We start from the raw sequence: 22,414 nt of genomic DNA on the forward strand, positions 1-22,414 counted from the left end.
AATGAATATTGAAACCCCAGCCTTAGTGATAGACTATGGAAAGACAATCAGAAACATAAAAGAAATGCAGGCGTTAGCTAATAAGAGTGGAAAGAGATTAAGACCCCATGCCAAAACACATAAGATACCGTACCTAGCCCATTTGCAGATAAATGAGGGAGCAGTAGGAATATGTGCGCAAAAAGTAAGTGAAGCTGAAGTGTTCGCTAAATCTGGTATTAATGATATTCTGATTAGCAATGAGGTATTAGGAGAGAAGAAAATAAGAAAAATATTTGAACTAATAAACTTAGGTAACAAAATAAGTGTAGCCGTAGACTCCCATATTGGTATAAGAGAATTAGAGACCATAGGTAAGGAGTATTCTAATTACGTTGAGGTCTTAGTTGATGTAGACGTAGGAATGAACAGATGTGGAGTAAACGTCAATGACAATAATAGTTTAGAAAAGATAGTCGATAGCTTGAAGAACTCTCCCCACGTGTTATTTAAGGGCTTTATGGGATACGATGGGCATACAGCGAACATAAAAGATTTAAAACTTAGGGCTGAGGCTGTGGAGAAGGGATATCAAGACATTTTAAAGATTAAACGTTTATTTGAGAAGAAGGGTTTACATGCTGATATAGTATCAGTGGGAGGTACACCATCAGCCAGTTTGTGGGCTTTAAAGGAGGAAATAAATGAACTCCAGCCTGGGACATATGTTTTCTACGATATCCATCAAGTAGAATTGGGTGTAACTGATATAGATCACATATCAGCTTACGTTTTAAGCCAAGTTATAAGTAGGGCTGAAGATAGAGTGGTTTTAGATGTGGGCTATAAGGGTATTACCATAGAACAAGGCATATACCCGACTGTGGTATCGCATAAATGGTTAGCCGTGAAGTCGATGTCTGAAGAACACACTGTATTGAAAGGATCACCTTTACCTGACTATGAGGAGAAAGTTCAATTAATACCATATCACGTATGCCCTACTATTGACTTATGGGATGAGGCTATATTGGTAAATAATGATAAAGTTATAACGAGTTTAAAAATAGAAGCGAGGGGGAAGAAACTATAACATTAATCTGACAATACGATCTGTTCATATAATGACGTTAGTAGATCTAAGCAGAAATTCCTTCTTACAAAGTACGATCTGTTTATATGAAGACAATAATTGTAAAAAGAGTATTCATTAAAAAGTCAGCTATATTGCAAAGGTTTAATTACCTCACCTTTGACTTGAACCTTAGGTATAATAAATCTTGTAGAGTGTTCCACTTTTCCCTCAGAGTCATATAGTGGAACTCTTTTTCCTTCTACTACCTCGATGCCTATGAAATTAGCCTTCCCATCTAATTGCCTATTTATAGCCTTAGCTGGATTTATCGTCACACTCCTTAATATATCTTGTAAATCCATGCCTAGATGTAAGAATTTTGACATAGTAGTGTATAAGTCAACTACTGGCAACGGTATGCTATATTTATGTATATCAGTACTTATAGTATCCGGTAGAAGGTTTTCTTCTAGTGCCTTTTTAGCAGTTGTAAATGAAAAACTTCCCCGACCATGACCAACGTCAATTATAACCCCTTTATTCTTCAATCCCTTTACTTTATTTAACCTATTTAAGATGGAATTTGGTTCAGGTCTAAAGGTATGAGTTAAAATATCCCCCTTCTCAAGGTAAGGAATAATCTCATCTAAGTCTGGAGGGGGTATGCCAAAATGGACCATTACAGGTAAATTGAATGGTTTAGCACACTCTTTAGCCCTCTTTAATGGTTCGATTCCTAATTCTCCATTAGCGTCTCCACTTAATCTAACCTTCACGCCTACTATTACATCTAAGTTATTTTGAATAGTTGACTTACACAAGTTAACATCAGCTATTTCAATATTAGGAATGTCTGAGTATTGTCCTTTTTTAGAAACTCCGAAGAAAGGTATTCCAGCGAAGGCAATATTGATGAATGCAAAAATTTTAGTTTCAGATTGTTCTATTACGAATTTCCTAAGACCCATGAAATTTCCAGCTCCAGAACTTCCGGCATCAACTAGAGTCATTAACCCACTTTTGCTAACTATATCGTTTGGATTTACTCCTAAACTTGTTGCATAATAATAAACGTGAGTGTGCAAGTCTATTGGAGGAGGGATTAGTATCAATTCTCTCAAATTATATGTCTTATCTACTGATGAATCTGAAATTTCCCCTATCTTATCGACTTTTTCATTATTTATCCTAACGTCACACTTAATTAACTCTTCTCCAGTGAAAAGTTTGACATTGGCTAATTTTATCAAGACTGGATCTCCTCCTCATTAACTTTTAACAACAATATCATATGAAAATATTTCGAATGAATACATTACTTCACCATTTGGATTGGGTCTAAACTCTGAACCCAGATCAATTGTCTGCAAATGCAGATTATATATGTATTCAGAATTCCAATTAAAGTAATGAGATAAAATGTATATAGTTTCATTGATGAAATTTGATAAGTTTACCATTACATCGCCTCCTCTTATATCTATTGAAAAAGTAATTATAGTCCATGGATTAGAACTTCCATTATCCACGTATACTTCCCAATTCGCATATACTGTCTTACCATTTACTATCACTGGTATTCTTATCGTCGTAACATAGGTCCCGGCTGGCACAGTGCCTGCTGTATGATAAAGCCATATCATTAGCTCTATATCTCCATGTGTTGCTCCCAACGTGGTGACGTTCCTAGTCATCCAGATGTCATACGCGAAATCTATAGGAGTATTTGATATGTCTTTAATAGAGTAATTAACTTCCAAGTATACTCCCTTACTAACGTTATATAGCACTATAGGTAGTGGGAGAATCCCACTAGGAGACGGTATGCCTCCACCCCATACATTAACGCCATAAAGTATTTCCGGATAACCCAATACTGTGGGATTGTCTTCATATAACGCTCTAATGAAACTTAGGTTTACTATCATCTTATTATTAAACAACGTCATAGTAACATTGCCAACTGATGAGTTAGCCATGTTCCATAGATTCGTATTTATGCTTATGTGATTTATTGAAAAGGAATTATAGGGATTAGTAGGAGTTCCAATTATCTCTATTGATTCCCCACCTTGGAGTAAACTCTCCTTAATGATACGTTGTGGATTACCTTGGTGTTGTAAAAATATTAATGAAATCAATAATAAGACAGTTATTAGAACAGCTAAAGAGACCAATAATATTCTTCGCATAATTTGTTTTTAACCCCCTTAATAATAAGCTATTTATATTACAAGTTAAGTATAAAAGCCTCGCTCTTTACAAAATGAGAAAAGCTTCGCCCTTCAAGACGGGGAGAAAGTCAGCTATCTATCAGATCCCTAGAAGATTACCTTTAGTATAACGTAACTGACTTCCTCCCCTTAAGGGGTTTCTCTCATCGATTCGTGTTTACATCTCTCATTTAAGGAACAGTTGAGATGCTCAGAGAACCATACAAAATAGCAATAACGTCATGATCATTCTCATTACCACACTTTATAAAATGAAAATACCTATAAGAAACCTCTTTCATTTCTTTACCACACTTAGGACAGTGAGTAGATGAGAAACTAGGGTCAACATAAACAACCTTAACACCATATTTCTTAGCTTGCCATTCTATCCAGTATTGAATGCGACCATACTGGATCGAATACAACTTATCCCTAAACTCTACTGGTAGCCTTTTAATCATATTATTCAAATCCTCTAAGAAGATAGCTGAAACGTTTAGTGATTTAGCTGTATCAACAACCCACTTACCGATTTTCCTAGCCTTTTTATGGAAATCCCTAATCCTATAATATTTTCTCACTATCTTTAATATTTTCTCACTATCTTCCTCTTATCATATTTCCTTTGCAAATCCTCAGCTAAAGCCTTAAAAATGATAAGTATCCTCTAAACGTGTTAGAATCTTAACGTAACATATATCATCCTTGCTAACAACAATTTCATTCATATTCAACAGCAACACCATCCTTAGCTAGGGGTTGATCATAAGAAGAGAGATCTTCAAATAAGCGTCCCATTCCTTAAAACTAGCTTCTCTTATCTCCCAATCCTTGTAAAATGATAAACTCCTTAGATAACCTAGAATTGGCAACTCATTAACACCCCTAAAAACGTTCATTCCCTCAAGATCTAACGAGATGCTCGGAGTTAACCAAATATACTTTGCGTACCCTAGAGTACTTACCCTTCTTAGGGTTCCTAAGTCAACTTTTATATATTGCTGTAGCATCCCTATAACAATCTTGAGCAAGTTTAGGGTGAAGGTTAAACCTCTCCTTCAAAACTTGATAATTTGCCTTATGAACTTCTCTAATTAGGTTCTTCTCAAGCTTACTTTCCCTCAACCAATTAAGGACATATTTTAAACCTATCTCATATCTTTGAATAAGGCTGAATAGGAGAGGGAAATCAGAAAGCTTAGCGTAGCCCTGATTCCTAACCCACCCTTACTAATAGCTCCCCTACCCACAGATACATGTAGGAAAAAGGGAGTTTATATACTTTACAATCCCCTCCCTTAAGGGCGAGGACTTCCTCACCTTGTAACTTCATTAGGAGTTAATTATAAAAATACACGTTAAAAAACACTAACTCTTCTTTAAAATTAAGAGATCAATTTAAGTATTTACAAGCAATCAAGTACAAAATTTTTAGATTATTTCCATCACGCTTTTAACTATTTATAGACTAAGTTATTTAACGTCAATTACATATATTTAATTATGCAGAAGGTTCAATCGCTTAGAGTTATAAGTATAACAGACTTCCGGGTACCCTACTTGATTCTTCATGTTTCAGTTATAGTAATAGCTGTATTCATTTCAGCATATTTAATCGTAACTATGAATATGCCTATGCTTATCACATTGGACTTCTTCATTTACTTTATCTCGTTTATAATAATATTAGTCATAGTCCTCTCATTAACTTATGAGATAAGTTTTAAGGAAAGCGAAATGTTCGTTAAAAATTTGATATTTCGACCCTCTCTGACTGAGTTCAAAATAAAAGACGTTAACTTGTTAATAGGATTGAAGAGGAGTAGCTTCTTGGGAGGGCTAGTAATAACCTATAATAACAAGTTAATCTTCAAGTTTGTGATCTTAAATAGAAATATAAGCAAGATTAGAAAAATTCTTATGAGTAAAGGTTATAGAGATGGTGGGCAATACAAGATATGCAAGATATGCGGTAGCATAAATTATTTATATGATAGAAAGTGTAGCGTTTGTGGATCAAGAGACTTATCTATATATACTCTATTATGGCTAGACTTAAATGTATCTAGATGACGATGTATATCTCTTTCCCAATTATATACTAAAAATATATTATATTTTTTTAAAATTTCGTGCTAAACACCTTTATTCGTTGTCTAAAAATTATATATTACCGTGTTTTAATGAAAAATTATCATCATAAAAGATAGTTATATTAAAACTGTTTATCGATTTAATTATGTTGTTCATATAATGGTTCTAACCTTTAAGAGATTTCTAATTTTACTATGACTTTCTGAGGACGTAAAAAGGTAATATAGTTGACAAAGGAATAGTAAACCTCGCCTTTAGGGCGGGAAGTATCAGATAATAGTTAATTCCATTTACAAAGTGAGGTAAAGCCTCGCCTTTTATGGCGGGGAGGAAGCCAGTTAACTTAATACTACGTTTTAGCAATCTTATTTATGATAAAAAGTACGATATCATATCGATAAACACGCCGTAATATATAAAATCCTAGAAGCCTAATGTAATAGGAGGAAAATGTTAAAGGCTTATAAAATGAGGCTTCAAGTCGAGCATCCTACGTGCTGGACGTTTAACACGTTAAATTATGACGTAAAAGCTCACGTTAAGTACTTATTTCCCATAGTTTCCAAGAACTTGATTTTCGAGATAGCTGAGATCACTTCTGAAAGCAGAAGTGATGTAAGTGATTTCATAAACTTAATGAATAGTAAGAAATATAGACGTAACCTAAGTCTAATTGACGTCGAACGTTCAAGATTGTCAAAAACTGCATTAATGTATTACTTCAAACTTTACGACGGATCCATAACGAGAACTTTACTTAGTAATGGTGTAATAATAGGTAATGTATTAGCCTATAATGGAGTAGAGGAATGGGATCTGTATTATTTAGGAAATGATATAGACTCTGTAATGGGTAATATTTCAAAGGAATTAAGTAAAGTGGAAGTTAAGATAGAGGATTTAACTTATGACAGATTTGAAATGGAGGATATGAAAAAGGAAATGTTCTTGATAAATGGTTTAACTTTTACGGAAAAGAAGGTATTATATGCTGCATATAAGATGGGTTACTTTGACTATCCTAAAAACATAAAGCTGGATGATTTAGCTAAATCTTTTGGTGTTACTAAAGTAGCCTTAGATAGGACGATAAGAAATGGGTTAAGAAAGATATTATCACAGATATTCGATAATGCTAAATAAATTATTTTTGGTCAATATCTTGTCATCTTAGATATTTATATTGTATGCATATTATATCGTAGTGATCAATTCTTTGTTAATTTTTCGGATAGGTTCATAAAAAATAAAGAATATTAGAGAGTCATAGTCTATAAAAGCAAAATAAAATGTTAAACTAACAAGTTAAGTATAATATTAATTATAATGATGAGTGACAATATGATCTGAAGAAGCATGATAAATAAGAAAAATAGAGCTATATCAAGGACGATAGTAGCAATTATAGTAGTGATAATAGTCATAGCAGTTGTCGGAGGAGTAAGTGGTTATTATTTAACTAGGCACCCTTCAACAACTACCACATCTATTTCCACTCCTACCTCATCCGTTTCTGTCACTACAACTACTTCTTCTACTTCTTCTATTACATCATCACAAGTGGTAGATTTCATAAACCCATGGGGTGCTGAAGATCCTGTAGGTCTGAAATGGATACAAGGTAATTTCTCCATATACTATCCTGGCTTTTCTGTTCAGTATACTTCCTTACCTGGAGCTAGTGGCGTAGAAGAGAGATATGTGGTAATTAATGATATAGAAGCTGGAAAGTTACAAGGAGCTTTTTGGGCTCATGGAGGTCCAGAAGTGTTATCTTACGTGGAGTTATTACCTAATCCTCATGACTTATACAATATGACGCCGTTATTGCAACAAGAAGGTGCATTCCAAAAGGGCTCTTTAGCTACTATGTTAGCTATTTCGTACAACGGTACGATTTTCGGATCACCAACTAATGTTCACAGGGCTGAAGAATTGTACTTTAATCCTCAAATATTAAGAAAATACAACTTACCTATTCCTACTAATCTAAGTTTACTAATTTACGATACTCAACAGCTGGAGGCTCACGGAATAACTCCATGGGCTGTGTCAGGTGCGGAAGGCGGATATGAGCAATTACACTTATGGTTTGCAATATTCCTTTCAGTTGCAGCCCAATATTATGGTCCAGCTGGTGCTGCCAAGTTATCTAATGAACTAATGTATGGTGTGTTAAACTTAGATAATACCACAGTACAAAAGATTATTAATCAAACTGACAATATATTCGTACAATTTGTTAGTCCAGGTGCTGTTATTCCAAGTTGGCAGAGTCAATCCATATGGTCAGCTCTGGCATTAGTCATAAAAGGACAAGCAGTATTTGAAGCTGGTGGAAATTGGTTAGCTGAGTATGCCGCGATTTGGTATAATACTACTACATATCCAGCCACTGAACCTTACTTGAATTGGACGAACATTACATTAATGGCATTACCATTCCCCGGCACACAAGGAGTTTATGTAATAGATGTAGACTCTGTAGCTATACCTACTGTGAATAATCCACAAGAACAAGCTGCAATCAATTTTGTTAAATTCTGGTCCTCTTATGAAGGGCAAAAAATATGGACCTATTATAAGGGAGTGACGTTCTGGGATAACGCAACTGACTATTACGCTACGCCTATGCAGTGGTATGATTATCAAGCATTGTTTAACACTCCGATTCAGAACTTTACTTGGGCATTTGCTGATGGTACATTGTTTGATGATGTATTTTACTTCCTAATAAGTCAAGAACTTAACTTACAAGAACAAGGTTCTTCGTACATTCCAACATTTAACGCAGCTTTACTAAAAGCTGAGAATATGACCTTCCACGAATGGCAAATAGCAGCTAAGGATGGTTTTGGATTTGTAGGCAGACCCGGGCAACCATTTGGCAACTATTTACCACCATGGGTTAATCCTCAAACTTATACTTATAACTCAAGCTATACTCCGTCATTCTTACTATCACCTCCAAAGTATATGTTGCCTTATCTTAAGATGTTAACCTCACCTAAGAGTAGCTCAAATCATGGTATAGCAGTTCTAACAAACGAAATTAATTTCATCGCGTTTACTGTAATATATCTGTTACTGCTAGCTGACAAAAAATATTATATTTTTCTGAAAGATTTTGTAAGTCAAATCAAGGTATCTCTTTTTTTGAAACTTTTTATATTTAAGAACGATTATTAACTATATATAAAGGTGATATAAATTTGGGTAAACAAGGATTATTGATGGCCATTCCCGGATTTATATTTGGAGCGATATTGATATATTTATTAGTGTTAAATGTATATTTCTCTTTCTTGAATTGGTCCCTTTTTAATCTTCACCCTAGCTTTGCGGGAATATCTACTTATCAGTCGTTAGTCTCTCAATATTTCTTTAAGCTGGCTTTGACTCACACTGTTGTTTACGTCTTATCTGCTGTGATAATAGGTGATGTATTAGGAATTCTAGTGGCGGGAATATTATACTTTATTAAAAGCAACATAAGAAGAGCCATATATCTATCAATATTCTTATATCCGTTAGCTGTACCATCATCTAGTTACGCTATTACTTGGCAATGGTTATTTAATCCTCAAACTGGTATAAACCTTGTTCTAAGGGTATTTCATTTTCCGAACATAATTTGGTTAACTACTGAGCCCACTGTATATGCTGGTATGATAATCATAGAGACTTGGGCATATACCGGATTAGCTGTACTATTTTTCTTAGCCTCATATATGAGTGTAGATCGATCAATTATAGAGGCTGCTAAAATAGACGGAGCTAATAATTTATACATATTATTTAGAGTAATATTGCCAAATTCAATGAACGGAATGATAGTCTCTACAGCCTTACTATTCTTATTTTCTTTCAGAATATTCACAGTACCATTTACTATAGGTGGCCCTACGAATCCTAATATGATGAGTCTTGTGGAATATATTTATATTTTATTCAGCACTGAGTATTTCTCTCTTTCGTCAGCGCTATCGGTATTAGTAGCAATCATTGCTGCGATAGTGATCATACCTTATGCTATACTCGGATTGAAGAGATGGGTGTTCAGAAGGTGAGTAAAATGGGGCAAAGAAGCGTGAACAGGTCAAACTATACGTTAAATGTTATTAAGTACGCTTTACTCGAATTAGTTGCAGCTATTCTTATAATTTTATGGTTAGTCCCCTTATATGCCATGATCTTGGGAGGTTTAAAGTCTAACCTCGAGGCAGCTAGTACCTCAATTCTTCTCCCTCCTAACAAACCGTCGTTAGAAGCATATGCTTTTGCGTGGTTTGGTTATGCAACAATACCTGGTCTAGAACCAACTATGTTAAGATATTTAATAGTAGTGATACCTTCAGTACTATTATCCACAGTATTAGGTACGATGACTGCCTATTTCTTCTTTATATTAAGCGAAAAGCACAATATTCTAAGTAATACCTTATTTTCGATTTTGGCATTAGCAACTTTCTTGCCTATAGAGACTGTAACATTTCCCTTAATTGAGATGGAAACTTCGTTAAACCTATATGATACATATCAAGGATTAATATTTGCACTACTCATATTTTATGTGCCAACGTCAGCTTTACTAATGTCCATATTTATCCCTGTTGTACCTAAGTATCTACTGGAATCGGCAAGAATTGACGGTGCTGGTGATTGGACCATATTATGGAGAGTTGTATTTCCATTGATTTTTCCCGGATTTCTCTCAACGTTAATATTTGTCTTCCTACAAGTGTGGAACCAGTTCTTTATACCTTTAATATTAACTAACACTCCAAACATGTTGATGTTACCGGTTGCAGCCAGATTCTATACCGCAGCTTACGCCCTAATATATAATAGGTCATTCGCTGCGGGAGTAATATCTTCTTTAATTCCTCTCGTAATATTTATATTTCTTGGAAGATACTTCATTCGTGGGTTAGCAGCATTAGGAGGAGGAGCTAAAGGGGTGTGAAAATGGTGGATATAAAAGTTGAAAAATTAAGTAAAATTTTTAAGAAAGGTAAAACTGAGGTAAGGGCAGTTGACAATATTAGCATAACACTAGAAAGCGGAACTGCTTTTGGAGTTTTAGGACCTAGTGGTCACGGTAAAACTACGTTCTTGCGATTAATTGCTGGTCTTGAAGAGCCTACTGATGGGTACATTTATTTTGGTAATGAGGTGGTATCTGAACCGAAAAGAGTTGTTTTAGGACCGGAAAAAAGAGGGATTGCAATGGTGTTTCAAAATTGGGCCTTATATCCTAACATGACAGTATTTGACAACATTGCTTTTCCGTTAAAATTAGCAAAAGTGCCTAAGGATAAAATAGAACCGAAAGTAAAGGAAGTGGCAGATGAACTAGGATTAGGTGGCGTATTAAATAGATATCCTAAAGAATTGTCCGGAGGACAAATGCAAAGGACGGCTCTAGCTAGGGCATTAGTCAAAGATCCAAAGGTTCTCTTATTGGATGAGCCGTTTAGTAATTTAGATGCTCAAGTTAGGGAGAGTGCTAGGGCATTAGTTAGAAAAATTCAGAGGGAGAGAAAATTAACTACTCTTATAGTGTCTCACGACCCAGCTGATATTTTTGCAATAGCAAATAGAGCTGGAGTTATTGTACAAGGGAAATTCGCTCAAATAGGAAACCCAATAGAGATTTATGAGTCCCCTGCAAGTGAAATAATAGCAAGGTTAACCGGTGAAATAAATCTAATAAATGCTAAAATTATAAAGAATTACGCTATAGTAGGAAATTTAAACATACCTTTAGACTATAAGTTAGACGATATAGATGAGGCTATAATAGGAATTAGACCAGATGATATAACACTATCTGATGAAAGGAAAGATAAGTACATGGACGTAGGTATGGTTAAAGTAAAGTTAGTTAGTTATAGTTCTGGAATTTTTAAGATAATCGTAAATCCTATATCAAATGAGGATATAGAGATCATAGTAGACTCAGATGAACCATTAGAGATAGGTTCAGAGAAGCATCTACTAATAAGGGCTGGAAAGGTAAAAGTTTTCAGTAAAGATGGCAAAAATATTTTATACAGAGAAAAAATGATAACATAATTTTTTTCCACAAAATATTTTTATAGTTTAAAGGTTGTTTATGTTAATCCTAGTTTTTCATCTACCCATTGCCCAAAGTGTGGTTGTAAGATGGAGGAAGCTGCTTATAGATACTTTCGTTGTGTTAATTGTGGTTATGAGAATGATAGGAATGTTATTGGAATAATGAATTTGTATGGGAGGGGGTCTCTGACCCTCTCGACATATGAGAGATGTAATTACTAATCGACGAGGGCAACTCTCGCTATTTATGGCTAGGAGTAAGTCAGAATTGTTATTATCATCTAAAGTTATTTAGGCTTAAGTGGAAAATTGATATTGTGATAAAAAGTTATAATATAGTACTATCCCATGAAGATTGGTCCTTATTCACTGAGAGATATCCCAAGACTGAACTAAGAGTTTTAATGAAAAATAGGGTCTCTTCTTTAGGTCAAGAAAATATCATTGCTGAGGTTTACACGTCTGATCTGCTTACGTTAAATAATTTGATAAATTGGATAAAAGAGAATAAAAGAATATGCAAAGTGAAGATTCTTGAGAGAATTAATACAAAAAATGAAGTGAGGGCTCTTTTATTGGTTACCGCAAAATTGGAAGGCGGTATATCTGAGATACTTATAAACAACGGAGCTTTCTATGTTTCTGAGAATATATATGAAGGGCTTGAAAATTGGTTCATAGTGATAGACGATAAGACATTTAAGGAAGCTTTAGCTAAACTCAAAGAGGTAACTTATACCCTAAAGTACAGAGAACTCGAAAATAACTTGTTAAGCGCAAGGAATTCCTTAACATCTAAGGAGAAGGAGATTATTTACAAGGCATACAAATTAGGTTACTTCAATTGGCCTAAGGAGATAGATCTAGAAGATTTAGCAAATCAGTTAGGAATTAGCAAAACAGCAACGTTACAAACTTTAAGGAGGGCGATGAATAAACTTGTTAAAACGTATGTGAAAGAAAATAATCTTTAATTTGAAATCAGACTCATGTTGACTAGACCATGCTTTTTACCCTCCCACTCAATCCACTATTGTATCCTATGATATTGTATCAAATATAGCCTATCCCTAAAATCTACTGGCAACCTCTTAACTTTCTTAATCATATTATCTAAATCCTCTAGGAAAACAGCTGAAACGTTAAATAGTTTAGCTGTATCGACAATCCACTTACCAACTTTCTTAACAGAATCCTCCAGTATATTTTTAGCCTTCTTATGAAAATCCCTACTTAATATTTTCTCGTTCTCCCTTCCATTCCTTATCATATTTCTCCTGAAGGGGCAGCAAACTCTTATAATGATGTGCATCATCTAGACGTGTTGGTATTCTAACGTAATTAAAATCATCTTTGCCAACAACGATTTCACTCATATTAATATCAACACTATCCTTAGCTAAGGACTCATCACTCTTTAAAAGAGAGACTTTCAAAAATGCATTACCATCCCTCAAGACTAACCTCTCTCACTTCCCAATCCTTGTAAAACGATAAATTCCTTGGATAACCCAGTATTGGTAACTCATAAACTTGCCTAACCCAAACCCTTATCCCCTCAAGATCTAACTTATGGGAGTCAACAAACTGATACTTTACGTTTTCTAGGATACCTACCACGTTTGGGATTTTTTAACTAACTCTTGTATATTGCTATAGCATCCTTATAGTAGTCTTGGGCAAGCTTAGGGTGTAGGCTAAATCTCTCTTTTAAAAATTCATAAGTCTACCTATGGACTTTTTTAAACAAGTTCTTCTCAAGCTTACTTTCCCTCAACCAATTAAGGACATATTTTAAACCTATCTCATATCTTTGAATAAGGCTGAATAGGAGAGGGAAATCAGAAAGCTTAGAGTAGCCAAGATTCCTAACCCACCTCGTTCTTAGCCCTTAAATATAGAATGGGAAAACATTTATATACTTTTCATCCTCACCTAAAGGGCGAGGCTTTCCTTAACTTTGTAATGTAGTTATGAATTAAGTTTTTCACGTATAGGGCAGGCTTTGATAAAAAAGAGGATAAACATCATCCTTTAGGGTGGGAACGAGGTCAGAAGTCGGCACAACAATAGCATTTTCTAACTTATCTATAACGTTTAACTAGAATATTTTCCTAATATTTGTAAATTTATTTTAAATTCTAAATATAAAATCTTAATAGTTGATAAAATAATGAATCAATCTTAACTTGTTAACGTAAATCTATTTAAACCCCTATGTAGAGAAAACTCTTGTGGCATCACAACCCAGTAGACAAGAAATAGAAAACGGAATAAAAGAGGTATATAATTTCGTCTTATCTAAAAAGAATGTTACAGCAAAGTATATAGTTATAATAGCCTTAGCCTCATTGTGGTTGGATGCATATGATTTTGCAGCAATAACTTTTGCTGTAAAATCGATACAAAATACGTTTCTTCACGTTCCCTCAATATTAATTTCTTTTAGTATAGGTGTAATACAATTAGGGGCAGTAATAGGAGCTATAGCTGGGGGTTGGCTAAACGATAGAATAGGAAGGAGGAATATGTTCATATTGAATATGATACTCTTCGTATTAATGGCTATATTAGCGGGGATATCGGCAAACATTTATGAACTAACTGTCTTCAGAGGTCTTTTAGGTTTTGCATTAGGAGCTGATACTGCTACTGGTTTCGCATATATTTTTGAATATTTAGAAAAAAATCAGAGGTTATTTTGGAGTAATTTATGGCAATTACAGTGGTATATAATGTATCTTGTAACTATATTTCTTATACTATTTCCATTCTATTTCATAGAACATAGCTTGACTACTCCTATATTATGGAGAGTAATTATGATAATTGGGGGAGTTTTAGCTGCTATTATATTAGGGCTGAGAAGTAAAATACCGGAGTCAGTATTATGGTTAGCATATCAAGGTAAGTTAGCTACTGCTAAAAGGATAATAAAACAAACTTATGGAGTTGATTTACCAATACCAGACGTGGATGTGAGCTTGAGACCAGTAGCTAAGGGGGTTAAAAGTGCATTTAGTATATTTAAAGCCGATAAATGGCGGGAGTTAGTGTATTCATTTAATGGTAACTTTGAGCAGAGCTTCATCTTTTACACATTTGGTTTTTATATACCATATATTTTATTAGCCTTAAAATTAGTTGGTCCTTTAGCTACTCTGATAGCTTCAGCAATACTTTATTTAGGAGGGGTAATAGGAGGGTATTTAACTGCATGGCTGACTCCTAGGATAGGTACGAAGTCACAGTATGTAATTGGTGCTGTCGGAGAAGGTATTTCCGTGGGATTAATAGCACTAACATACATTCTACACTTACCATTACCCTTCTTCGTGTTCTTTTCATTCCTATTCTACTTTTTCCACGTTATAGGTCCTGCTAGTCAAGGAATGACATCGATAAATGCGTTTTTTGGGACAGCTGAAAGAGGTACAGCCGCTGGTTGGGGATACGCTTTTGTGAAGGCTGCTGCTGTAATCGGAATAATCATAGGATTCGCTGGAGTCACACTAAATCCAGTAACTACTACTTTAGGGCTATCAGCATATGGCATTATTACCGGCATAATAGGTTTGATAATAGGTTATGATACTAGAACATATAAGTTAGTAGATGTGGAAGAAGTAGTTAAAGCTACATAATTTTTTTAAAGCTACATTTTTTATATTCTTCGAAACTTTACATGAAAAATTATTCTATTAGTTTAAATATGGACGTGATTCTATTCTAACTTACTTCCTCCTCACTATAGATAACGGGTTTCCCTTTTCCCTTGTAAATAGTATATTTAATATATGTCCTTTCTCTATATTAATCTCGATGCCAGAAGATGAAAAAGAATTAGAAGAGAAAATCAAAGCTGCATCAGAGGGAATACCAGAGATTGGAAAAGTAGGTAGAGAGATGGAGACAATAGGAATTCTTCCAATCCCAAACAAGATGAGAAACATGAGCTATGCTTCACTATTTATTTTCTGGGCAATGGCTAGTGCATCTGCTGCAACTCCCTTAGCAGGCTTACTCGTATATGGTGTTGGTATACCATATTTTATTGTCATAATATTGCTCTCAACTATCATAGGAATAATTCCAGCAGGACTGTTCTCTGAAATAGGTAGACAGAAACCAATTGTGTCATTAGTCCAAGCTAGAGGAACGTTTGGATACTATCCTGCTAACGCTCTCTCAATGTTATATACGATAGTTAACATGGGTTGGTTTGGACTTAACTTAGCTGTAGGTGCACAGATATTATCTGCTACAAGTGGGTTATCCTTCGTATTATGGGCTATCATTCTTGGCATATTACAAATAATTCTAGTAATGTTTGGAGCAAAATGGTTAAACTATTTCTACAAATATACTGCTCCCTTACTCGTGATAAGTTATGCAATATTAACTTATTACCTATTCTCTGCCTTCCATCCAGACTTAAATAAATTGTTACAGCCTTCTTCTCCCATAAATTGGGGTCTAGATATGGATTTGATACTATCCTTCTCCATACTGTCATGGTCATATAAGATAACTACTGTAACCAGATTTGCAAAGCCCTATAACGGGAGGTCAGTAGCCTATTTTCTTTCCCCAGGTTTAGGAATAATGTTACCAGTACTATTGATGGGAATATTAGGATACATATCTCAAGCTACTACCGGAAATTGGAACCTAGCAGCCATCTATAGACCGGGAGATCCAGTTTGGGTAATATTTGCAGCTATAGGTGCGTCAATAGCTATAATCCACACTAATGCAATGAACTTGTACCCAGCTGTAGCTGACTTATTAGTAGCTGTTGAGGTTTTCTTCAAGAGGATAAAGTCCTATAAGATTTCTCAACCCATATCTACCTTAAGTTTAGGTGTTATCTCTACGATATTAGCAATTTTAGGAATACTTAATTATGTAGAGAACTTCTTATTACTAGTAGGTGATGTGATATTTCCATTTACGTTTATCTTAATAGTGGACTATTATTTTTCATTAAGAAATGCACCAATTACTGTATTCTATAAAGCAACCAAATCAATTGGTTGGAATGGTATAATAGCATTGGCAATAGGAGTAGCCTTAAACTATTATGACGTCTTTGGAGCTGTGTCTAACTATTTCCCATATCAAGTTTTAGGTAGCTTAATATCAGCCCTTATTTACTATTTGTTATTGAGGATAAGAGGTCATGATATACTAAAAATTAAGGTGAGACAATGAGTAGAGTTTTCATAATTGATTGTGATACGGCCGAAGATGATATTATGAGTTTATACATGTTGCTAAGAAATAACGTAAAAGTTGAGGGAGTAACAATTGTTGAGGGAAATATATCTTATGAACAAGAAATAAACAACGCATTATGGGCTTTAGAGTTCATTGGAAGGGAAGACATTAAAGTGTATCCAGGTAGTGATAGACCGTTAATAAAAAGTTTTAGAACTGTTGAAGAGGTTCATGGAAAAGGAGGAATAGGGGATAAGGTAACATTACCGAAAAAGTTGGTTGCTGATAAGAAAAAGGCTATGGATGCAATAGTTGAAATAGCAGATAGATATGCTGGTGAGCTAGAGTTTTTAGCCATTTCCCCTTTAACTAATCTCGCATTAGCTTACTTGAAAGATAAGTCTATAGTAAATAAGATTAAGAAAGTCTGGGTCATGGGTGGTACAGCATGGGGAAGAGGAAATATCACGCCAGTATCTGAGTATAACATATGGGTTGACCCTGATGCAGCTAAGATAGTATTTAATGCTGGCTTTAATATAACTATGGTTCCTTGGGATGTGATAGTTAATTATGCTATAGATGAACAAAATTGGAAGAAGATAATGAGTATTAATACAAGGATGGCTAATTTTTATGTTGATATTTACACCTACTATCGAAACTATGCCATGACTAGACAGAAGATGAGAGGAAATCCTCATCCAGATTTGATTACTACAGCTGTAGCTATAGATCATGATAGTGTAGTAAAGAGTTCGGAGAAACACTATATTGATATAGAGAATTGCGATTGTTTAACTAGAGGTATGACTGTGGTTGACTATTTATCTATATGGAAGAAAGAACCTAATGTCGAATTAGTATATCAGATAAATGAGGGAAAATTCTTAGAGATGTTATATGACTTACTTAACTGGTTTTAAATTTAAGGGAATTTTTTAAATACTGTAGTGTATTATTGTCTTTTGTTAATTTAATACTTAGGATGACTTCTTTGAATGATTAATGCATATTTTTTCCTCTCAAGAATCTCAACACTAATTAGACATAAGTTTTATAATGTATAAACATTATAAATTCAATCAATGAGAGATACTTCTTATGTAAGTCTCACAATAAAGCATAACGGGTGTTGGTCTGAGCTAACAAATTTCACTTATGCTGATTCCCTTATTAACGTAGAGTATTCTAGTTTTGGAATTCTTAAAGCGAACAGAATTACAATGATTAGGGGTAGGAGTGATGAGGGTAAATCGAAGCTAAGGTATGCTTTAGATAGGGATAGTAGCATAATAAATTATGACTTGTGGAACGTTTTAACTACGAATAGATACTCAGTATTCATTATATCAATGCTTCAAGATGCTGATAAAGCAGTAATAAGTAGACTTAACTCTAAGGGAGTATTACTGATAAACGCTACTATTAAGGATGGCTTAGAGTATTATGATGTTTTACTTAACATACCTCCTAAAACCTTTGTTAACAGTTTGCAAAAAAGTGATAGTAGAATTGAAATTATAAACTTCACTGAAAGAGATTTAAATGAGAAAAACTTATTTAAAGCGATATCTAGGAATGTAGGAGAGATGCTATTAACTGATAACGAAAGAAAAGTTATTACTAGAGCTAGAGAGCTAGGTTATTTAAATTCTCCTAGGAAGATGAGACTAGATGATGTGGCAAAAGAGCTCGGTAAAAGTAAGATGTATGTATCCCTATCTATGAGAAGCATTTTTAGGAAATTATCTAACTTAGTTTGATAAAAGAACGGCAAACCTCGCCTTTTAGGGCGGGCAGAAGGTTAGTATTATATAGAATAGCCTTTATCAATTTCTAGATATACTTGTAAAGTATATGGTATTTAAATTGTCTTCCACAAGTATAACTCTGACATCTTTCATCATAAAAATTTTTAGCTTCCTATAAGAGGTGGAAAATTCATGATTAAGGGAGAAGAGGCAAAAGAATTGTACATTCCAATTATACAACCAAAAATTTTAGAGGAAAGTAGTCACAAATATAAGGATCGTGTTGTCTTATCATACTTTAAGAGGAATATATACTATGATGATTTATTAAGAATGATTAACTCTGTTTCCCAGCAATTATCAGAAAAAGTAAACAAGGGAGACGTGGTAATATTAGCTACACAAAATATACCTCAGTTCATAATAGTTGAGTACGCAGTCTGGAGTTTAGGGGGGATTGTATTACCAGTTAATCCAGCTTACTCTGCTAGAGAATTAGAATTTCTCGTTAATGACTCTGGAGCGAAGTTAATGATAGCCTCATGTGAGGCTACTAAGGCTAACATAGAGACGATAACTACAAATCCTAACACTTTTGCAGAAATTCCCAGTGAGTATAAGGAGAAATGGAAGATAAATGATGAATGTGAGGAAATGTTAGATCTAAAAAGCAATAAGAAGGGGATAAGAAGAGATGTAAAGCCATCAGATATAGCTTTACTAGTTTACACCTCCGGGACTACGGGAAAACCCAAGGGAGTGCCTATAACTCATGCCAATATTTATGCTTCAACATGGATATATAATAAGTGGTTTAAATTTAATGAAAATGATAAAGTATTAGGTATAGCCCCATTTTTTCACATAACCGGGCAAATATTTCACATAACTACCTCAATTTACTCTGGCTCATCAATATCAACGTTCTTCCGCTTTGATCCCAATTTATCTTTACAAACGGTCGAAGAAGAGAAGACTACAATTACTATGGCTGTCGCTACTACCTATAGGGCAATGTTAAACGTGTACGATAAACAAGATCTATCTAGTATGAGAGTATGGTCGTCTGGAGGAATGGCTATGCCTAAAGCTTTAGAAGAGGAATGGAAAGTTAAAGTTGGAACTTACATTTACATGGCTTGGGGATTAACAGAAACTACTTCTCCAGCTACCTTATGGCCTTATCCCTATGAAGGAAAGTTACCGATTGATCCAGAAACGGATATTGTTAGTTCCGGAGTACCAGTTTACGAAACTGAAATTGAAATAGCTCAAGATGGCGAGGTACTTGTTAGAGGACCTCAAGTGGTTAAAGGTTATTGGAAGTTAGGAGAATTTAAAGATGGGTGGCTTCCAACTGGGGATTTAGGTAAAATAGTTGACGGATGGATTTACATTTTGGACAGAAAGAAAGATATAATTAATACCTCTGGATTTAAGGTAATGCCCAGAGAGGTTGAAGAGGTTATCTATAAGCATCCTGCAGTTGATGAAGTAGCAGTAGTCGGCTTACCAGATGCTTACAGAGGAGAGGCTGTAGTAGCTTTCGTTAAGTTAAGACAAGGTTTTATTCCATCAGAAGAATTAGCAAAGGATATCATTAATCACTGTAGGAAGAATCTAGCGCCTTATAAGGTTCCTAGAGAGGTCAGATTTACGAATGAGATCCCTAAAACTCCTTCTGGGAAAATTATGAGAAGGGTTTTCAAAGGTGATTCCTTAGGCTAGTTAGTTTGGTGAAGCTATTGAACTAACGTATAGATAGAGCGCCTTCCTCTTTTTCCTCACTTTGTAAGCCTTCCTAATGAATCGATAGAGTATTAACTTCATCTATAATAGGCTTTCGTTAAAAAGGGGAGATAAATCTAGGCGCTTTAAGGTGTTGGAAGAGGTTGGAGCTCTAATTTTAGAAGAGAAAGCTCCAGACGCTAGGACTACCTATGTAATGGTCTAAATAGTTTACAATAGGCTCAGGTTTACCATTACGAGCGTTAATCTTAGAAGGCTGATCCCAAGTTAATCCATTCTCGACTAGATTTTTCCACTCCTTCTCAGCTAACTTCAAGAAGTCTGTAATACCATACTTATACCCCAGCCAAGAAATGGCAAAGACCATTCTGGGCCATGAGGAGTAAGTCTGTTGGCTGTAATTCATTATTTCGCCCTTATCACTAACTAAGTTTGGAGTACAGTACTTTGATGCATTACCGTTTAAATTTAAGATACAATTTAACGCACTAACTATTTTTTCCTCTTCCATAATTTTTTCTAATCCCAGTAAAGAAGTCCACCATTCTCCGAAAATCTGGGCTATGAAACAGCCATCCAAATTATCTGAGGGTTTGAAATACTTTCCATTGAACATCTTTCTATACACTTCTCTTGCTATTTTTAGCTTCTCCTCTACATTACTTAGCGTCTTATTATCTTTCATCAACTTAGCGATTTGCTCCATGGCGATTAGAGAGGCTATATACAGAGAAGAAGTGTAACTATCATGACCTTTAATTATAGTAGCGTCAAACGCGTTGTCCATTTCTCCCTCCAGGTAGGGTAATCCATCCTTACATACGTCAAACTCCCACTCCATTGCTTTGACTAAGCTAGGGTATATCTCCCTTAAGAACTCTAAATCATTAGTAAACTTGAAGTATCTATATACTAATAAAATAAATGTTGGATTCATATCTTTCCACCTTGGTGGAGAAGTTGTGCCATCTATTGGAGAATCTAAGGAATTGTATCCTAAGTCATGTGGAACATAGCCGTCTTCTCTAATCTGACTTGAAAGGGTTTTAAGAAACGATTTTTCTAATTCCGGAAACATTAATAAAACTGGTAATGAACCAAATTCATAACAAGTCCCAATCGTACCTAGATAGGGGCAGTTCTCTGGTGCTTCATAGATTGCAAACCTCCCCTTTTCGTCAAGCCAAGTGCTTGTAGAAAGTATGTACGCACTATTTATTATTGCATCTTTAAGCCAATCTGGAAAATAGTTTGGCAAATTTTTATGCCATTCTTCACTTTTTCTCCTTAACTCTTCATAGTTCTCCATGAAGTACTTGGCAATTTCGTAAGAGTTCTTGAAGAAGTTGTGGTAATAATGTCCATAAGGGTAAAATACATATTTTCCTGTTATATACCAAGAGTAAGCAAATCTTACCTCTTCATTCTCCTCATATTCCGATATTATTATACTGGCAGGTTCATCTCTATGACCTTGAACTTCGTGGATATCATCAACTGGTATTTTATCTTTGTCCAAATTTTGCCAAGGCTCTTCGTTTTCGTACTGATTTAACCAATAATTCAAACTTTCACTTGGTTTCTTCTTTAAGTTATATTGGGTGATGATATGTTTAGCTTTATTTACTATTAATGTTGCATCACCTTTAGCTGGATCGTATTCATTTGCTTTAAGATTTTTATGTATAACTGCATTATCACTAATTCTTTCGTTAATCCTTCCTATACTAGTAGTTCCAATTATGTTAGGCATAGATATAGATATTATACCATTTTTGCTTCCAATTATAGTTATAGTAATGCCTACTACGGGTAAAGTAGAATTCTTTAAATCTCGGGGGATTATAGGTGAGAAAGCTTCTAGCTTGATTGAAATGTTATCAATTTTACCTAATACCTTAACAAAAGGATATCTTCCTTCGTAAGTAATTTCTCCTTGATATTCCCTAATTGTTGATAAACCGCTATTCTTCTGAAAGAGGAATCCTTGAGATTTCTCTCTAGGCTTTATAAAAACGTGAAAACCCCTAAGCAGTCTTATGGGATTATTCCAATTATTTAATATCGAAACATTTACCATCCTCACTTTATTATCTAATTCTATCTTACCAGCCCCTATTCCTCCTAAAGGAACGCCAGACGAGAGTTTACTGTCACTGCTATAAATAACCATTTTTTAAATTTTAATGATGTTAGTTATAAAGTCATATGTGAATTTAGCGCCGTTATTAAACCACGAATTAAGA

At 34.6% G+C, this 22,414-nt stretch carries 21 protein-coding genes and 1 pseudogene; 14 read left to right on the forward strand and 8 right to left on the reverse strand.

All coding sequences use genetic code 11. The annotated features are described in order from the left end of the window. The first annotated feature begins 1 nt into the window (after position 1). The gene (locus BFU36_RS07405; RefSeq protein ID WP_197490524.1) at positions 2-1,072 is read left to right on the forward strand and encodes an alanine racemase; all 1,071 of its coding nucleotides are present in this window, start codon (positions 2-4) and stop codon (positions 1,070-1,072) included. A gap of 125 nt (positions 1,073-1,197) precedes the next feature. On the opposite strand, the gene BFU36_RS07410 is transcribed toward BFU36_RS07405, so the two are convergent. From BFU36_RS07410 to BFU36_RS14495, 4 genes are all read right to left on the reverse strand, one after another. Further along, complete coding sequence (locus tag BFU36_RS07410) at positions 1,198-2,304, reverse strand: hypothetical protein (RefSeq protein ID WP_069283046.1); 1,107 nt, start codon at positions 2,302-2,304, stop codon at positions 1,198-1,200. Between the two features lie 18 nt (positions 2,305-2,322). Beyond that, positions 2,323-3,246 carry a GH12 family glycosyl hydrolase domain-containing protein gene (locus tag BFU36_RS07415; RefSeq protein ID WP_069283047.1) on the reverse strand — a complete coding sequence of 308 codons (924 nt, stop codon included), beginning with the start codon at positions 3,244-3,246 and terminating at the stop codon, positions 2,323-2,325. Positions 3,247-3,458: 212 nt separating this feature from the next. Beyond that, positions 3,459-3,851, reverse strand: coding sequence for a zinc ribbon domain-containing protein (locus BFU36_RS14490; RefSeq protein ID WP_069283049.1), 393 nt, complete (start codon positions 3,849-3,851; stop codon positions 3,459-3,461). 171 nt (positions 3,852-4,022) lie between these two features. Continuing rightward, complete coding sequence (locus BFU36_RS14495) at positions 4,023-4,301, reverse strand: hypothetical protein (protein ID WP_306416239.1); 279 nt, start codon at positions 4,299-4,301, stop codon at positions 4,023-4,025. Positions 4,302-4,773: 472 nt separating this feature from the next. Between BFU36_RS14495 and BFU36_RS07430 the strand changes: the two genes are divergently transcribed. The 8 genes and pseudogenes from BFU36_RS07430 (at position 4,774) to BFU36_RS07460 (ending at position 12,419) form a co-directional block, all read left to right on the forward strand. Continuing rightward, positions 4,774-5,343, forward strand: coding sequence for a hypothetical protein (locus BFU36_RS07430; RefSeq protein ID WP_069283051.1), 570 nt, complete (start codon positions 4,774-4,776; stop codon positions 5,341-5,343). Between the two features lie 489 nt (positions 5,344-5,832). Further along, on the forward strand, positions 5,833-6,507 hold the full coding sequence (locus BFU36_RS07435; protein WP_231961072.1) for a helix-turn-helix domain-containing protein: 675 nt from the start codon (positions 5,833-5,835) through the stop codon (positions 6,505-6,507). Positions 6,508-6,720: 213 nt separating this feature from the next. Further along, positions 6,721-8,553: a glucose ABC transporter substrate-binding protein GlcS gene (gene glcS / locus BFU36_RS07440; protein WP_069283058.1), complete on the forward strand. Its 1,833-nt coding sequence runs from the start codon at positions 6,721-6,723 to the stop codon at positions 8,551-8,553. Between the two features lie 44 nt (positions 8,554-8,597). Continuing rightward, a complete protein-coding gene (gene glcT / locus BFU36_RS07445) occupies positions 8,598-9,434 on the forward strand; it encodes a glucose ABC transporter permease GlcT (protein WP_409349240.1) in 837 nt (278 codons plus the stop codon). Between the two features lie 5 nt (positions 9,435-9,439). Beyond that, positions 9,440-10,330 (forward strand): glucose ABC transporter permease GlcU, encoded by an 891-nt coding sequence (gene glcU / locus BFU36_RS07450; protein WP_069284660.1) that lies wholly within the window; start codon positions 9,440-9,442, stop codon positions 10,328-10,330. A 2-nt stretch (positions 10,331-10,332) separates the two neighbouring features. Further along, positions 10,333-11,442 carry a glucose ABC transporter ATP-binding protein GlcV gene (gene glcV / locus BFU36_RS07455; protein ID WP_069283062.1) on the forward strand — a complete coding sequence of 370 codons (1,110 nt, stop codon included), beginning with the start codon at positions 10,333-10,335 and terminating at the stop codon, positions 11,440-11,442. Between the two features lie 33 nt (positions 11,443-11,475). Next, positions 11,476-11,740: pseudogene (locus BFU36_RS13585) on the forward strand (zinc ribbon domain-containing protein); the annotation flags it as partial. Positions 11,741-11,762: 22 nt separating this feature from the next. After that, a complete protein-coding gene (locus BFU36_RS07460; protein WP_069283064.1) occupies positions 11,763-12,419 on the forward strand; it encodes a helix-turn-helix domain-containing protein in 657 nt (218 codons plus the stop codon). Positions 12,420-12,475: 56 nt separating this feature from the next. Here the strand turns inward: BFU36_RS07460 and BFU36_RS14240 are convergent, their stop codons facing one another. The 3 genes from BFU36_RS14240 to BFU36_RS14250 are packed head-to-tail and all read right to left on the reverse strand — an operon-like array spanning position 12,476 to position 13,065. Next, positions 12,476-12,715 (reverse strand): IS200/IS605 family accessory protein TnpB-related protein, encoded by a 240-nt coding sequence (locus tag BFU36_RS14240; RefSeq protein WP_069283066.1) that lies wholly within the window; start codon positions 12,713-12,715, stop codon positions 12,476-12,478. Then, a complete protein-coding gene (locus BFU36_RS14245) occupies positions 12,675-12,902 on the reverse strand; it encodes a hypothetical protein (protein WP_231961074.1) in 228 nt (75 codons plus the stop codon). Before BFU36_RS14245 ends, BFU36_RS14240 begins: the two co-directional genes overlap by 41 nt. Then, positions 12,889-13,065, reverse strand: a complete 177-nt coding sequence (locus tag BFU36_RS14250) for a hypothetical protein (protein ID WP_231961077.1) — start codon at positions 13,063-13,065, stop codon at positions 12,889-12,891. Before BFU36_RS14250 ends, BFU36_RS14245 begins: the two co-directional genes overlap by 14 nt. 614 nt (positions 13,066-13,679) lie before the next feature. Between BFU36_RS14250 and BFU36_RS07475 the strand changes: the two genes are divergently transcribed. From BFU36_RS07475 to BFU36_RS07495, 5 genes are all read left to right on the forward strand, one after another. Beyond that, a complete protein-coding gene (locus BFU36_RS07475; RefSeq protein WP_069283068.1) occupies positions 13,680-15,089 on the forward strand; it encodes an MFS transporter in 1,410 nt (469 codons plus the stop codon). A 178-nt stretch (positions 15,090-15,267) separates the two neighbouring features. After that, positions 15,268-16,659 carry a cytosine permease gene (locus BFU36_RS07480; RefSeq protein WP_069283069.1) on the forward strand — a complete coding sequence of 464 codons (1,392 nt, stop codon included), beginning with the start codon at positions 15,268-15,270 and terminating at the stop codon, positions 16,657-16,659. After that, positions 16,656-17,591, forward strand: a complete 936-nt coding sequence (locus tag BFU36_RS07485) for a nucleoside hydrolase (RefSeq protein WP_069283070.1) — start codon at positions 16,656-16,658, stop codon at positions 17,589-17,591. The genes BFU36_RS07480 and BFU36_RS07485 overlap by 4 nt, the downstream gene beginning before the upstream one ends. 162 nt (positions 17,592-17,753) lie before the next feature. Then, positions 17,754-18,431 carry a helix-turn-helix domain-containing protein gene (locus tag BFU36_RS07490; RefSeq protein ID WP_069283071.1) on the forward strand — a complete coding sequence of 226 codons (678 nt, stop codon included), beginning with the start codon at positions 17,754-17,756 and terminating at the stop codon, positions 18,429-18,431. 180 nt (positions 18,432-18,611) lie between these two features. Further along, on the forward strand, positions 18,612-20,147 hold the full coding sequence (locus BFU36_RS07495) for a class I adenylate-forming enzyme family protein (protein WP_069283072.1): 1,536 nt from the start codon (positions 18,612-18,614) through the stop codon (positions 20,145-20,147). A gap of 178 nt (positions 20,148-20,325) precedes the next feature. Here the strand turns inward: BFU36_RS07495 and BFU36_RS07500 are convergent, their stop codons facing one another. After that, complete coding sequence (locus tag BFU36_RS07500) at positions 20,326-22,341, reverse strand: GH116 family glycosyl hydrolase (protein WP_069283073.1); 2,016 nt, start codon at positions 22,339-22,341, stop codon at positions 20,326-20,328. Positions 22,342-22,414: the final 73 nt, after the last annotated feature.

Origin of the sequence: Sulfolobus sp. A20 (assembly GCF_001719125.1) — an archaeon.
In the GTDB taxonomy this organism is placed as follows: Archaea; Thermoproteota; Thermoprotei_A; order Sulfolobales; family Sulfolobaceae; genus Saccharolobus.

Bases quoted from the DNA above. Each gene is read 5' to 3' on its own strand.
- BFU36_RS07405 (WP_197490524.1), top strand. From the start codon at position 2: ATGAATATTGAAACCCCAGCCTTAGTGATAGACTATGGAAAGACAATC.
- BFU36_RS07415 (WP_069283047.1), bottom strand. From the start codon at position 3,246: ATGCGAAGAATATTATTGGTCTCTTTAGCTGTTCTAATAACTGTCTTA.
- BFU36_RS07430 (WP_069283051.1), top strand. From the start codon at position 4,774: ATGCAGAAGGTTCAATCGCTTAGAGTTATAAGTATAACAGACTTCCGG.
- BFU36_RS07435 (WP_231961072.1), top strand. From the start codon at position 5,833: ATGAGGCTTCAAGTCGAGCATCCTACGTGCTGGACGTTTAACACGTTA.
- glcS (WP_069283058.1), top strand. From the start codon at position 6,721: ATGATAAATAAGAAAAATAGAGCTATATCAAGGACGATAGTAGCAATT.
- glcT (WP_409349240.1), top strand. From the start codon at position 8,598: ATGGCCATTCCCGGATTTATATTTGGAGCGATATTGATATATTTATTA.
- glcU (WP_069284660.1), top strand. From the start codon at position 9,440: ATGGGGCAAAGAAGCGTGAACAGGTCAAACTATACGTTAAATGTTATT.
- glcV (WP_069283062.1), top strand. From the start codon at position 10,333: ATGGTGGATATAAAAGTTGAAAAATTAAGTAAAATTTTTAAGAAAGGT.
- BFU36_RS14240 (WP_069283066.1), bottom strand. From the start codon at position 12,715: ATGATAAGGAATGGAAGGGAGAACGAGAAAATATTAAGTAGGGATTTT.
- BFU36_RS07480 (WP_069283069.1), top strand. From the start codon at position 15,268: ATGCCAGAAGATGAAAAAGAATTAGAAGAGAAAATCAAAGCTGCATCA.
- BFU36_RS07485 (WP_069283070.1), top strand. From the start codon at position 16,656: ATGAGTAGAGTTTTCATAATTGATTGTGATACGGCCGAAGATGATATT.
- BFU36_RS07490 (WP_069283071.1), top strand. From the start codon at position 17,754: ATGAGAGATACTTCTTATGTAAGTCTCACAATAAAGCATAACGGGTGT.
- BFU36_RS07495 (WP_069283072.1), top strand. From the start codon at position 18,612: ATGATTAAGGGAGAAGAGGCAAAAGAATTGTACATTCCAATTATACAA.
- BFU36_RS07500 (WP_069283073.1), bottom strand. From the start codon at position 22,341: ATGGTTATTTATAGCAGTGACAGTAAACTCTCGTCTGGCGTTCCTTTA.